The organism is Neisseria sp. Marseille-Q1983 (assembly GCF_018224585.1).
Classification (GTDB): Bacteria; Pseudomonadota; Gammaproteobacteria; order Burkholderiales; family Neisseriaceae; genus Neisseria; species Neisseria polysaccharea.
This window is the reverse complement of the sequence record NZ_JAGTUI010000023.1, coordinates 1-12,337: the sequence shown is the minus strand read 5'-3', so window position 1 is coordinate 12,337 and position 12,337 is coordinate 1. Positions and strand designations below refer to the sequence as shown.

12 protein-coding genes and 2 pseudogenes are annotated in these 12,337 nt (G+C 52.5%); 10 read left to right on the top strand and 4 right to left on the bottom strand.

What is annotated here, in order from left to right; translation table 11 throughout:
- Positions 1-74 precede the first annotated feature (74 nt).
- The 10 genes from KEM39_RS06770 (at position 75) to KEM39_RS06725 (ending at position 10,125) form a co-directional block, all read left to right on the top strand.
- A complete protein-coding gene (locus tag KEM39_RS06770) occupies positions 75-1,070 on the top strand; it encodes an iron ABC transporter substrate-binding protein (RefSeq protein ID WP_211709737.1) in 996 nt (331 codons plus the stop codon).
- A gap of 64 nt (positions 1,071-1,134) precedes the next feature.
- Positions 1,135-2,652, top strand: coding sequence for an ABC transporter permease (locus KEM39_RS06765; RefSeq protein WP_118997547.1), 1,518 nt, complete (start codon positions 1,135-1,137; stop codon positions 2,650-2,652).
- A gap of 21 nt (positions 2,653-2,673) precedes the next feature.
- On the top strand, positions 2,674-3,738 hold the full coding sequence (locus tag KEM39_RS06760; RefSeq protein WP_118997548.1) for an ABC transporter ATP-binding protein: 1,065 nt from the start codon (positions 2,674-2,676) through the stop codon (positions 3,736-3,738).
- A gap of 240 nt (positions 3,739-3,978) precedes the next feature.
- A complete protein-coding gene (gene pta / locus KEM39_RS06755) occupies positions 3,979-5,481 on the top strand; it encodes a phosphate acetyltransferase (protein ID WP_025457399.1) in 1,503 nt (500 codons plus the stop codon).
- A gap of 130 nt (positions 5,482-5,611) precedes the next feature.
- The gene (gene hisH, locus KEM39_RS06750) at positions 5,612-6,250 is read left to right on the top strand and encodes an imidazole glycerol phosphate synthase subunit HisH (protein WP_025457400.1); all 639 of its coding nucleotides are present in this window, start codon (positions 5,612-5,614) and stop codon (positions 6,248-6,250) included.
- Positions 6,251-6,282: 32 nt separating this feature from the next.
- Positions 6,283-7,020 (top strand): 1-(5-phosphoribosyl)-5-[(5-phosphoribosylamino)methylideneamino]imidazole-4-carboxamide isomerase, encoded by a 738-nt coding sequence (hisA, locus tag KEM39_RS06745; RefSeq protein WP_025457401.1) that lies wholly within the window; start codon positions 6,283-6,285, stop codon positions 7,018-7,020.
- Positions 7,021-7,032: 12 nt separating this feature from the next.
- On the top strand, positions 7,033-7,800 hold the full coding sequence (gene hisF, locus KEM39_RS06740; RefSeq protein WP_014575228.1) for an imidazole glycerol phosphate synthase subunit HisF: 768 nt from the start codon (positions 7,033-7,035) through the stop codon (positions 7,798-7,800).
- 30 nt (positions 7,801-7,830) lie between these two features.
- Complete coding sequence (gene hisI / locus KEM39_RS06735; RefSeq protein WP_002214257.1) at positions 7,831-8,226, top strand: phosphoribosyl-AMP cyclohydrolase; 396 nt, start codon at positions 7,831-7,833, stop codon at positions 8,224-8,226.
- 106 nt (positions 8,227-8,332) lie between these two features.
- Positions 8,333-9,928, top strand: a complete 1,596-nt coding sequence (locus tag KEM39_RS06730; protein WP_118997551.1) for a peptide chain release factor 3 — start codon at positions 8,333-8,335, stop codon at positions 9,926-9,928.
- Positions 9,929-9,936: 8 nt separating this feature from the next.
- Positions 9,937-10,125, top strand: coding sequence for a peptide chain release factor (locus tag KEM39_RS06725; protein WP_240002742.1), 189 nt, complete (start codon positions 9,937-9,939; stop codon positions 10,123-10,125).
- Positions 10,126-10,294: 169 nt separating this feature from the next.
- Here KEM39_RS06725 and KEM39_RS06720 read toward each other — a convergent pair whose 3' ends face one another.
- The 4 genes and pseudogenes from KEM39_RS06720 to KEM39_RS06705 form a co-directional block, all read right to left on the bottom strand.
- Positions 10,295-10,660, bottom strand: a complete 366-nt coding sequence (locus KEM39_RS06720; protein WP_118997552.1) for a gamma carbonic anhydrase family protein — start codon at positions 10,658-10,660, stop codon at positions 10,295-10,297.
- Positions 10,661-10,700: 40 nt separating this feature from the next.
- Positions 10,701-11,261 (bottom strand): annotated as a pseudogene (gene pglE, locus KEM39_RS06715) ((galactosaminyl)2-N,N'-diacetylbacillosaminyl-alpha1-diphospho-di-trans,octa-cis-undecaprenol synthase PglE); the annotation flags it as partial.
- Positions 11,262-11,323: 62 nt separating this feature from the next.
- On the bottom strand, positions 11,324-11,965 hold the full coding sequence (locus tag KEM39_RS06710; protein WP_025458153.1) for an IS1595 family transposase: 642 nt from the start codon (positions 11,963-11,965) through the stop codon (positions 11,324-11,326).
- Positions 11,966-12,016: 51 nt separating this feature from the next.
- Positions 12,017-12,259, bottom strand: a pseudogene (locus tag KEM39_RS06705) (glycosyltransferase); the annotation flags it as partial.
- Positions 12,260-12,337 lie beyond the last annotated feature (78 nt).

Genomic DNA, 12,337 nt, shown 5'->3' with positions numbered 1-12,337 from the left:
AAAAAGAAAGAATACACTACACCCCGTTATGTCTTAACAAGATATACACCCTCATTCATTAGGAGAAAATCGATATGAAAACATCTATCCGATACGCACTGCTTGCCGCAGCCCTGACCGCCGCAACCCCCGCGCTGGCAGACATTACCGTGTACAACGGCCAACACAAAGAAGCCACGCAGGCACTTGCCGATGCCTTTACCCAAGCCACCGGCATCAAAGTAAAAATTAACAGCGGCAAAAGCGACCAGCTTGCCGGCCAAATCAAAGAAGAAGGCAGCCGAAGCCCCGCCGACGTATTCTATTCCGAACAAATTCCCCCGCTGGTTACGCTTTCCGCAGCCAACCTCTTAGAAACCCTCCCTGCAAAAACGATTAACGACACACGCCGCAAAGGCGTGCCGGTTGCCGCCAAAAAAGACTGGGTGGCATTGAGCGGCCGTTCGCGCGTCGTCGTTTACGACACCCGCAAACTGTCTGAAAAAGATTTGGAAAAATCCGTCCTGAATTACGCCACGCCGAAATGGAAAGACCGCATCGGTTATGTGCCGACTTCAGGCGCATTCTTGGAACAGGTTGTCGCCATCGTCAAACTGAAAGGCGAAGCAGCCGCCCTGAAATGGCTCAAAGGCTTAAAAGAAAACGGCAAACTGTATGCTAAAAACACTGTCGCGCTCCAAGCCGTCGAAAACGGCGAAGTGCCGGCCGCCCTCATCAACAACTACTACTGGTATGCGTTTGCCAAAGAAAAAGGCGTGCACAACATCCATTCCCGCCTGAACTTCGTCCGCCACAAAGACCCCGGCGCACTCGTTACCTATTCCGGCGCGGCTGTGCTGAAATCTTCCCCGAACAAAGCCGAAGCACAAAAATTCGTCGCCTTCCTCGCAGGCAAACAAGGACAGCAGGTCTTGACTTCCGTCCGCGCAGAATATCCGCTGCACGCCGGCGTGTCTTCCCCGTTCAATATGGAACCTTATGCCAAATTGGAAGCACCTGAAGTATCTGCAACCACCATTGCCGACAAAGAAAATGCCACCCGCCTCCTCGAACAGGCAGGTCTGAAATAAACTCTTTCCGTTCAAACGGTCGGACAACCCTGCTGTCCGACCGTTTTCTATCCGAATCCGATTTATGTCCCGCAACAAAATACCCTCATGGCTGACCGCCCTCATCCTGCTTATCGCCTTGCCGCTGACCCTTCCTTTCCTTTATGTCGCCATGCGTTCGTGGCAGGTTGGTGCAACACGCGCCTACGAACTGCTGTTCCGCCCACGCATGTTTGATTTGCTGGGAAACACCCTGATGCTGATGTTCGGCGTTACCCTGATTTCTATCGTTTTGGGCATTACCTGCGCTGTCCTGTTCCAACGTTACCGCTTTTTCGGCAAAACCTTTTTTCAGACGGCAATTACTCTGCCCTTATGCATACCTGCATTTGTCAGCTGCTTTACATGGATCAGCCTGACTTTCCGCGTGGAGGGATTTTGGGGAACCGTTATGATTATGAGCCTGTCGTCTTTTCCCCTCGCCTACCTACCGGTCGAGGCGGCCCTCAAACGCATCAGCCTGTCGTTTGAAGAAGTCAGCCTTTCCTTGGGTAAAAGCCGCCTGCAAACTTTCTTTTCCGCCATACTTCCCCAACTCAAACCTGCCATCGGCAGCAGCATCCTGCTGATTGCGTTGCACATGCTGATTGAATTCGGTGCAGTATCGATACTCAACTATCCGACCTTTACCACCGCCATTTTCCAAGAATACGAAATGTCGTTCGACAATAACACCGCCGCGCTGCTGTCCGCCGTTTTAATGGCAGTGTGCGGCATCGTCGTATTTGGAGAAAGCATTTTCCGTGGAAAAACCAAGCTCTATCACAGCGGTAAAGGCGTTGCCCGCCCCTACCCAGTCAAAACGATGAAGCTGCCTGCGCAAATCTGCACAGTATTTTTTCTTGGCTCGCTGCTGGTTTTAAGCATCGTCATCCCATTCGGCATCCTTATCCGCTGGATGATGGTCGGCTCGTCCGGCACATTTGAACTCGTATCCGTATTCGATGCATTTGCCCGATCGATGGGCGTATCCGCCGCCGGCGCATTATTGACCATTTTGTGCGCACTGCCGCTCGTTTGGGCATCCGTACGCTACCGCAACCTGATAACCGTATGGATAGACAGGCTGCCCTTCCTGCTGCACGCCGTACCCGGCCTGGTGATCGCCTTGTCGCTGATTTATTTCAGCATCAACTATGCACCATCCGTTTACCAAACCTTTATCGTCGTCGTCCTTGCCTATTTCATGCTTTACCTGCCGATGGCGCAAACCACCCTGAGGACTTCCTTGGAACAATTCCCCAAAGGCATGGAACAGGTCGGCGCAACATTGGGGCGCGGACACTTCTTTATTTTCAGGACGTTGGTGCTGCCGTCCATCCTGCCCGGCATTACCGCCGCATTCGCACTCGTCTTCCTCAACCTGATGAAAGAGCTGACCGCCACCCTGCTGCTAACCGCAGATGATGTCCACACGCTCTCCACCGCCGTTTGGGAATACACGTCAGACGCACAATATGCCGCCGCCACCCCGTATGCCCTTATGCTGGTACTGTTTTCAGGCCTGCCCGTATTCATACTGAAAAAATACGCCTTCAAATAACACTGCTGCGAAAGACCGACTATGACCGCGCCCGCACTCCAAATCCGCCAACTGACCAAAAACTTCCAGAACCATGCCGTTCTGCAAAATATCTCGCTCACACTCGGCAAAGGGGAAATCCTCTTCGTCATCGGTGCATCAGGTTGCGGCAAAACCACGCTGCTGCGCTGCCTTGCCGGTTTTGAACAGCCCGATTCCGGAGAAATCTCGCTTTACGGAAGAACAATCTATTCAGAAAATACCAACCTTCCCGTCCGCGAACGCCGTTTGGGTTACGTCGTACAAGAAGGCGTACTGTTCCCCCACCTGACCGTTTACCGCAACATCGCCTACGGACTGGGCAACGGCAAAGGCAAGACGGCGCAGGAGCGGCAACGCATCGAAGCCATGATGACCCTGACCGGCATTTCCGAACTCTCAAACCGTCATCCGCACGAACTTTCGGGCGGACAGCAACAGCGCGTCGCCCTCGCCCGCGCCCTCGCCCCCGATCCCGAACTGATTTTGTTGGACGAACCCTTCAGCGCACTGGACGAACAGTTGCGCCGCCAGATTCGCGAAGACATGATTGCTGCCCTGCGCGCCAACGGCAAATCTGCCGTTTTCGTCAGCCACGACCGGGAAGAAGCCCTGCAATACGCCGACCGGATTGCCGTCATGAAACAGGGGCGCATCCTCCAGATTGCAGCCCCTCACGAACTGTACCGACAACCTGCCAACCTTGAAACAGCCCTGTTTATCGGCGAAGGTATCTCCCTGCCCGCCATACTCAACGCCGACGGTACGGCAGACTCCGAATTGGGCAGGCTCCCCGTCGGAAACACCTTACCCGCAGGCACACGCGGCACACTGCTCATCCGTCCGGAACAATTCAGCTTCAACTGTCCGAACACCCATGCTGCCGAATTATCCGCCACCATCCTCAACGCCATACCCAAAGCACGCCACATCCAAATCCGCCTGAAAATCGAGCAAACCATCCTGACGCTGAACACCCCCTACGCACCCGATTTTTCAGACGGCACACAGACACGCATCTACTTGAATTCAGAAGCACTGTTTTTCCCAGAACAACCTGCCCCGTAAGTTTGGAAACACCATGCCGTCTGAAAGGCGTGCCAATGTCTGGCGATATTCATCTTGTTGAAAACATAATTTATTTGTTAATATAGAAACACGCGGCAGCGTAAGACCGACTGCCGCCCAAAAACAGAAAATACCTGTTTGCGCAAACCGGACGGGAAATAGCCTATCCCGACATTTCCCCTCAAATCACAACACTTCCAACATACATGCCGCACACCGCAGCATACGAAAGGATATATCATGGCAAAAGTACTCATCGTACCCGTATCTGCCGGACTTGACGCATCCGCCGCCGCCCGATCATTTGCAAAAGCCTTGAACGCACAAATTTTCCAAGCCTTTGACGCACAAGCAGAAGCCCTGTTGGCGCAAGGCAAAAGCGACGACTGGTTTGACGCGACGGTCGGTAAAGTTGCCGCACTCGATGCCGACAACCTCATTATCGAAGGCATCGCACCCGATGCCGACAAAATCTACCTCGCAGGCAAAAACGTCGAACTGGCATTGTCCCTTGACGCGGCAGCCATCTTCGCCGTTCGCTCCGACAATGCCGATGCAGACGAACTGGCACACCGGTTGAACCTTGCCAAACAGTTCTTTGCCACCGCGCCGGGCGTATTGGAAGGTTTTGTCGTGGACGGCGCGGCAGCCTCCGTTGCCGAAGCGGCTGCCGAAAAAACCGGTTTGACATTCTTCGGCTCAAGCAGCGCGCCCAAAGACCTGTCCGTACTGGCAAACCGACAAACCAAACGCCTTTCGCCCGCCCAATTCCGCTACAACCTGATTGACTTCGCCCGTAAAGCCGACAAACGCATCGTCCTGCCGGAAGGTGCCGAGCCGCGCACCGTCCAAGCCGCCGCCATCTGTCACGAAAAAGGCATTGCACGCTGCGTCCTGCTTGCCAAACGCGAAGAAGTCGAAGCCGTTGCCAAAGAACGCGGCATCAGCCTGCCGGACTCTTTGGAAATCGTCGATCCCGCCTCATTGGTCGAACAATACGTCGAGCCGATGTGCGAACTGCGAAAATCCAAAGGCCTGACACCCGAAGACGCACGCAAGCAACTGCAAGACACCGTGGTACTCGGTACGATGATGATGGCGCAAAACGATGTGGACGGTCTGGTATCCGGTGCCGTTCATACGACCGCCAATACCATCCGCCCTGCTTTGCAACTGATTAAAACCGCACCGGGTGCAAGCCTCGTATCCAGCGTATTCTTTATGCTGCTACCCAACCAAGTCCTCGTCTTCGGAGACTGCGCGGTTAATCCGAACCCGACCGCGCAACAGCTTGCCGACATCGCCATCCAGTCTGCCGATTCCGCAAAAGCCTTCGGCATCGACCCGAAAGTGGCCATGATTTCCTACTCTACGGTCAACTCCGGCAGCGGTCCCGATGTCGATACCGTCATCGAAGCAACCAAACTTGCCCAAGAAAAACGCCCCGACCTCGCCATCGACGGCCCGCTGCAATATGATGCGGCAACCGTACCGGGCGTGGGCAAATCGAAAGCCCCGGGCAGCCCGGTCGCAGGACAGGCAACCGTTTTGGTCTTCCCAGACCTGAACACCGGCAACTGCACCTATAAAGCCGTACAACGCAACGCCAACGTCTTAAGCGTCGGCCCACTGCTGCAAGGCCTGCGCAAACCGGTCAACGACCTCTCCCGCGGCGCACTGGTAGAAGACATCGTGTTCACCATCGCCCTGACTGCCGTTCAGGCAAAACAAATGGAAGGCTGACAAACGGCTTTCCGGGTTTGAACCCTATGCCGTCTGAAGACAGATTCCCGTTTTCAGACGGCATTTTTATCAGCCCGGCACATTTGTTTGTTAAAATCGCAGCCATATTGCAAAAAAAGAGGAGGAAGCCATGCAAACCGCCATTATCGATTACGGTATGGGCAACCTGCATTCCGTATTGAAATCCGTCCGGACGGCGGGGCAGCTTGCCGGAAAAAATACCGAAATCTTTTTAAGCGGCGACCCCGACCGCGTGTCCCGCGCCGACAAAGTCATTTTTCCCGGGCAGGGCGCGATGCCCGACTGTATGGCGGCACTGACGCGCGGCGGCTTGGACGAGGCAGTCAAAGATGCCTTAAAAAACAAACCCTTTTTCGGAATCTGCGTCGGCGCGCAACTTTTATTCGACCACAGTGAAGAAGGAAACACCGACGGCTTGGGCTGGTTCGGCGGCAAAGTCAGACGCTTTGGGCGCGACCTCCGCGACCGGCAGGGATGCCGTCTGAAAGTGCCGCATATGGGCTGGAACACCGTGCGCCAAACCCAAAACCACCCGCTGTTTAAAGATATTCCCCAAGACACGCGTTTTTACTTCGTCCACAGCTACTATTTCGCCCCCGAAAATCCCGAAACCATATTGGGCGAAAGCGACTACCCGTCCCCGTTTGCCTGCATCGTCGGCAAAGACAACGTATTCGCCACGCAATTTCACACCGAAAAAAGCCACGATGCCGGGCTGGCGATGTTGAAAAACTTTTTAAACTGGTAAGCCGGATACGGCCCCGCACAAGGAGAAAAATTATGCTGCTGATACCCGCCATCGATTTGAAAGAAGGACGCTGCGTCCGCCTGAAACAAGGACTGATGGAAGAGGCGACCGTCTTTTCCGATTCGCCCGCCGAAACCGCGCTGCACTGGTTCGAACAAGGCGCGCGCCGCCTGCATCTGGTAGATTTGAACGGCGCGTTTGCCGGCGTTCCGCAAAACCTGCCCGCCATCAAAGACATCCTCTCCGCCGTCGCCAAAGACATCCCCGTACAGCTCGGCGGCGGCATACGCGATTTGAAAACCATCGGACAATATTTGGATTTGGGCTTAAACGACGTGATTATCGGCACGACGGCAGTCAAAAACCCCGACTTCGTGCGCGAGGCGTGCAAAGCCTTCCCCGGCAGGATTATCGTCGGGCTGGATGCCAAAGACGGTATGGCCGCCATCGACGGCTGGGCAACCGTAACCGGGCATCATGTAATTGATTTGGCAAAACGCTTTGAAGACGACGGTGTCAACAGCATCATCTACACCGACATCGGGCGCGACGGTATGATGAGCGGCGTGAACATCGACGCGACGGTCAAACTCGCCCAAGCCGTCCGCATTCCCGTCATCGCCTCCGGCGGACTGACCGGTTTGGACGACATCCGCGCCCTGTGTGCCGCCGAAAAACGTGGCGTAGCAGGCGCGATTACCGGCCGCGCGATTTACGAGGGCAGCATCGATTTTGCCCAAGCGCAGCAACTGGCAGATTCCCTCGACTAAAGGCATCCGATTATGGCACTGGCAAAACGCATCATCCCCTGTCTCGACGTAAAAGACGGACGCGTCGTCAAAGGCGTGAACTTCATCGGTTTGCGCGACGCGGGCGACCCCGTCGAAGCCGCCAAACGCTACAACGGCGAAGGCGCGGACGAATTGACCTTCCTCGACATCACCGCCTCATCCGACAACCGCGACACCATCCTGCACATCATCGAAGAGGTTGCCGGACAAGTCTTCATCCCGCTGACCGTCGGCGGCGGCGTACGCACCGTTGCCGACATCCGCCGCCTGCTCAATGCCGGCGCGGACAAAGTCAGCATCAACACCGCCGCCGTTACCCGTCCCGATTTAATTAACGAAGCCGCCGGATTTTTCGGTTCGCAAGCCATCGTCGCCGCCGTCGATGCCAAAGCCGCCAACCCCGAAAACACACGCTGGGAAATCTTTACCCACGGCGGGCGCAATCCGACCGGTTTGGATGCGGTGGAATGGGCGGTCGAAATGCAAAAACGCGGCGCGGGCGAAATCCTGCTCACCGGTATGGACAGGGACGGTACGAAACAGGGTTTCAACCTGCCGCTGACCCGCGCCGTTGCCGAAGCCGTCGACATTCCCGTCATCGCCTCCGGCGGGGTCGGCAATGTCCGGCACCTGATTGAAGGCATAACCGAAGGCAAAGCCGATGCCGTACTTGCCGCCGGCATTTTCCATTTCGGGGAAATCGCCATCCGCGAAGCCAAACGCGCTATGCGCGAAGCCGGCATCGAAGTGCGCCTCTGACCGCCCCGACTATGCCGTCTGAAAGGAAATATGGATAAAAACCTGCTTGAAGCCGTCAAATTTGACGAAAAAGGTTTGGTTTGCGCCATCGCCCAAGATGCCGAAACCAAACGTGTTTTAATGGTGGCGTGGATGAACGCCGAAGCCCTGCAAAAAACCGTCGAAACCGGCTTTGCCCACTATTACAGCCGTTCGCGCCAAAAACAATGGATGAAGGGCGAAGAGTCGGGACACACGCAAAAAGTCCGCGAACTGCGCCTCGACTGCGACGGCGACGCCATTGTGATGCTCATCGCCCAAAACGGCGGCATCGCCTGCCACACCGGGCGAGAAAGCTGCTTTTACAAAGTCTGGCGCGGCAGCGCGTGGGAAACCGCCGATGCCGTCCTGAAAGACGAAAAAGAGATTTACGGCAGCACGCACTGACCGCCTCCAACATTGAATTATCAGGCATTTTTTTGTACAATTTCGCCGTCTCAAACACTGTCCGGGCCGTCTGAAAAGCGGCCTGAACCTTTTTGCAAAGAAAACCATGTCCCAAGAAATCCTCGACCAAGTGCGCCGCCGCCGCACGTTTGCCATCATCTCCCACCCTGACGCGGGTAAAACCACGCTGACCGAAAAACTCTTGCTGTTTTCGGGCGCGATTCAGAGCGCGGGTACGGTAAAAGGCAAAAAAACCGGCAAATTCGCCACCTCCGACTGGATGGACATCGAGAAGCAGCGCGGCATTTCCGTGGCATCAAGCGTGATGCAGTTCGACTACAAAGACCATACCGTCAACCTCTTGGACACGCCGGGACACCAAGACTTCTCCGAAGACACCTACCGCGTTTTAACTGCCGTGGACAGTGCCTTGATGGTCATCGACGCGGCAAAAGGCGTGGAAGCGCAAACCATCAAGCTCTTAAACGTCTGCCGCCTGCGCGATACGCCGATTGTTACGTTCATGAACAAATACGACCGCGAAGTGCGCGATTCTCTGGAATTGCTGGACGAAGTGGAAAACATCCTGCAAATCCGCTGCGCGCCCGTCACATGGCCGATCGGTATGGGCAAAAACTTCAAGGGCGTGTACCACATCCTGAACGATGAAATCTATCTCTTCGACGCAGGCGGCGAACGTCTGCCGCACGAGTTCGACATCATCAAAGGGATCGACAATCCCGAACTGGAACAACGCTTTCCGCTGGAAATCCAGCAGCTGCGCGACGAAATCGAATTGGTGCAGGCGGCTTCCAACGAGTTCAATCTCGACGAATTTCTCGCCGGCGAACTCACGCCCGTGTTCTTCGGTTCGGCGATTAACAACTTCGGTATTCAGGAAATCCTCAATTCATTGATTAACTGGGCGCCTGCGCCGAAACCGCGCGACGCGACCGTTCGCATGGTCGAACCGGACGAGCCGAAATTCTCCGGATTTATCTTCAAAATCCAAGCCAATATGGACCCGAAACACCGCGACCGCATCGCCTTTTTGCGCGTCTGCTCCGGTAAATTCGAGCGCGGTATGAAGATGAAACACCTGCGCATCAACCGCGAAATCGCCGCCTCCAGCGTGGTTACATTCATGTCGCACGACCGCGAGCTGGTGGAAGAAGCCTACGCAGGCGACATCATCGGCATCCCGAACCACGGCAACATCCAAATTGGCGACAGCTTCTCCGAAGGCGAACAATTGGCGTTTACCGGCATCCCCTTCTTCGCGCCCGAACTGTTCCGCAGCGTACGCATCAAAAATCCGCTGAAAATCAAGCAACTGCAAAAAGGTTTACAACAGCTTGGCGAAGAAGGCGCGGTGCAGGTTTTCAAACCGATGAGCGGCGCGGATTTGATTTTGGGCGCGGTCGGCGTGTTGCAGTTTGAAGTCGTAACCTCGCGGCTCGCCAACGAATACGGTGTAGAAGCCGTGTTCGACAGCGCATCCATCTGGTCGGCGCGCTGGGTATCGTGCGACGACAAGAAAAAACTGGCGGAATTTGAAAAAGCCAATGCAGGCAATCTGTCGATAGACGCAGGCGGCAACCTCGCCTACCTCGCCCCCAACCGCGTGAATTTGGGACTCACGCAAGAACGTTGGCCGGACATCGTGTTCCACGAAACGCGCGAACATTCGGTCAAACTTTAGGCGATAAAATGCCGTCTGAACCCGAAAAAAGGTCTTCAGACGGCATTTTTGCCTGCAATTCAAACGCACCGATCAAAATCAAGGCGCATCGGATACCGTTATCGGGTGCGTCCCGTCCGCATGAATTTGGGGTTGACGCAAGAACGCCGACGGACATCGTGCTCCACGAAACGCGCGAACATTCGGTCAAACTCTAAAAAGCAATCGTCGATAAAATGCCGTCTGAACCCGAAAAAAGGTCTTCAGACGGCATTTTTGCCTGCCAATTCAAACGCAGACGGTCAAAATCAAGGCGCATCGGATACCGTTATCGGGTGCGTCCCGTCCGCGTGAATTTGGGGCTGACGCAAGAACGCCGGTGTGATTTCATATCCCGTACTGTTTCGACAGCTTCACATAATGCGCGGCAGAATATTTTAAAAAGGCTTTTTCCTCATCGGTCAGCAGACGAACCTGCCTCACGGGCGAACCGACATAAAGGTAGCCGCCCGCCAAGCGTTTGCGCGGCGGAACGAGGCTACCCGCGCCGATCATCACTTCGTCCTCAATCACGGCATCATCCAAAACGGTGCTGCCCATACCGACCAAGACGCGGTTGCCGATACGGCAGCCGTGCAGCATCACTTTGTGCCCCACGGTAACGTCTTCGCCGATGACGACGCACGCTTCGTCTATCATACAGCTTTCGTGGATTTCGGGCGTGCGGTTTTGGAAAGTTCGGATTGCGTTCATTTTTCCTCCTTCGGTAAGATATATATTGTTAAAGGATTTATTAAATATTCCCCCTGATTGCTTTTAAAATCCTGCCAGTAATATCGACTCCGAATAATGTGATTATCGGGAATATCAGCTTATATATCAATTTATTGGACTTTAACAGCATAAACCTTAAATGATACGCCCTTCTTTTTATATCAGCATCGCACGCTATATTTTTACTTGTCATGATAAAAAGCAAAATGAGATATTCGTAGGAAAGAAAAGAATAAAGATAACTTGATATATCCCTATCAAATTCCATTTCCGCATTTTTCTCCAAAATATATAATAATGACTTTATACTTTTTTCCGAAACAGTTCCCGTAATAGAATCTTTTCTTCCCTGCCGATAATAGTAATAACAACCGTCCAAATAAGAAAAAGTTGTTGCCGCATTAAATAACCTCATTGCCCATTCGATATCTTCAGAATAAATTCCCTTTTCAAAAAACAGTTTTTCTCTAATAATCAATTCTCTTTTTATAATCTTATTCCATGCCGAACCTGGAAATTTTCTAAATCGGCATAATCCTTTCAAAACTTCTACTTTGGATTGATTTAATATTTTGAGCTGTCCTAGATAACTAGGATAAACTCGATTTTACTAATTGTTTTAGGGGCTGTACTAGATTAGCCCTAAATTCCACACCAATCCCGCAGGATTTTAAGCTGTTGAGACGGTGTGCCGAAGTTAAATCGAAATTCGCATTCTTTCAAGAACAGTGGGAAAGATTTGCAATCGATTCCGTTGTATTTTCGCAAGACGCGTTTTGACTGATTCCAAAAATTCTCAATGCCGTTAATGTGGTTCTGACGGTCGGCAAACTCCTTGGAATGGTTGATGCGGTAATGGATAAAACCACTCACGTCCAACTTGTCGTAGCTGCTCAGACTATCGGTATAAACAATACTGTCCGGCATGATTTTCTTTTTGATGACAGGGAGTAACGTTTCAGACTTGGCATTATCTACGATAACGGTATAGACCCGTCCGTTGCGTTTCAGAATGCCGAAAACAACCACTTTTCCTGCCGCACCGCGACCACGTCTGCCTTTACGCCGTCCGCCGAAATAGCTTTCATCTGCTTCTACTTCGCCATCAAACATTTCTAAATGCGGACTATTTTGATAAATAAGTAATCGTAAACAATGAAAATAATAGGCTGCGGTATTTTTATTAACGCCTACTAACTCTGCTGCTGTTTTTGCAGTTACACCTGCGACAAATAGCTCAATGAGTTTATTTTGTTTATACTGGCTTAGACGACTTTTTCTCATAGGGATAATTCTAACTTAATTTGAATTTCCCTAGTTATCTAGGACAGCCCCTAATATTTTTTCAGACTGATAATCTTCGCCAAAATATGAAACACTTCCCTCATAATATTTAACTGCATTTAAAAAAACCACATCCGGCATATCACTATCATCTTTACCAAGAAAATCCAGCAAGACCTAACAATTAATAAAATCATCCGAATCAATAAATGCTATATATTTTCCATTTGAATTTTTTATTCTGGTATTTCTCGCCTCCGACAATCCTTGGTTATCCTGATATATATATTTGATGTTTTATCTATATATTTATAACATGAGACCTTTGCAAAATTCCCCAAAATCCCCTAAATTCCCACCAAGATATTTAGG

Bases quoted from the DNA above. Each gene is read 5' to 3' on its own strand.
- pta (WP_025457399.1), top strand. From the start codon at position 3,979: ATGGCAAAAGTACTCATCGTACCCGTATCTGCCGGACTTGACGCATCC.
- KEM39_RS06710 (WP_025458153.1), bottom strand. From the start codon at position 11,965: ATGAGAAAAAGTCGTCTAAGCCAGTATAAACAAAATAAACTCATTGAG.
- hisI (WP_002214257.1), top strand. From the start codon at position 7,831: ATGGATAAAAACCTGCTTGAAGCCGTCAAATTTGACGAAAAAGGTTTG.
- hisF (WP_014575228.1), top strand. From the start codon at position 7,033: ATGGCACTGGCAAAACGCATCATCCCCTGTCTCGACGTAAAAGACGGA.
- KEM39_RS06725 (WP_240002742.1), top strand. From the start codon at position 9,937: ATGCCGTCTGAACCCGAAAAAAGGTCTTCAGACGGCATTTTTGCCTGC.
- KEM39_RS06770 (WP_211709737.1), top strand. From the start codon at position 75: ATGAAAACATCTATCCGATACGCACTGCTTGCCGCAGCCCTGACCGCC.
- KEM39_RS06760 (WP_118997548.1), top strand. From the start codon at position 2,674: ATGACCGCGCCCGCACTCCAAATCCGCCAACTGACCAAAAACTTCCAG.
- KEM39_RS06765 (WP_118997547.1), top strand. From the start codon at position 1,135: ATGTCCCGCAACAAAATACCCTCATGGCTGACCGCCCTCATCCTGCTT.
- KEM39_RS06730 (WP_118997551.1), top strand. From the start codon at position 8,333: ATGTCCCAAGAAATCCTCGACCAAGTGCGCCGCCGCCGCACGTTTGCC.
- hisH (WP_025457400.1), top strand. From the start codon at position 5,612: ATGCAAACCGCCATTATCGATTACGGTATGGGCAACCTGCATTCCGTA.
- KEM39_RS06720 (WP_118997552.1), bottom strand. From the start codon at position 10,660: ATGAACGCAATCCGAACTTTCCAAAACCGCACGCCCGAAATCCACGAA.
- hisA (WP_025457401.1), top strand. From the start codon at position 6,283: ATGCTGCTGATACCCGCCATCGATTTGAAAGAAGGACGCTGCGTCCGC.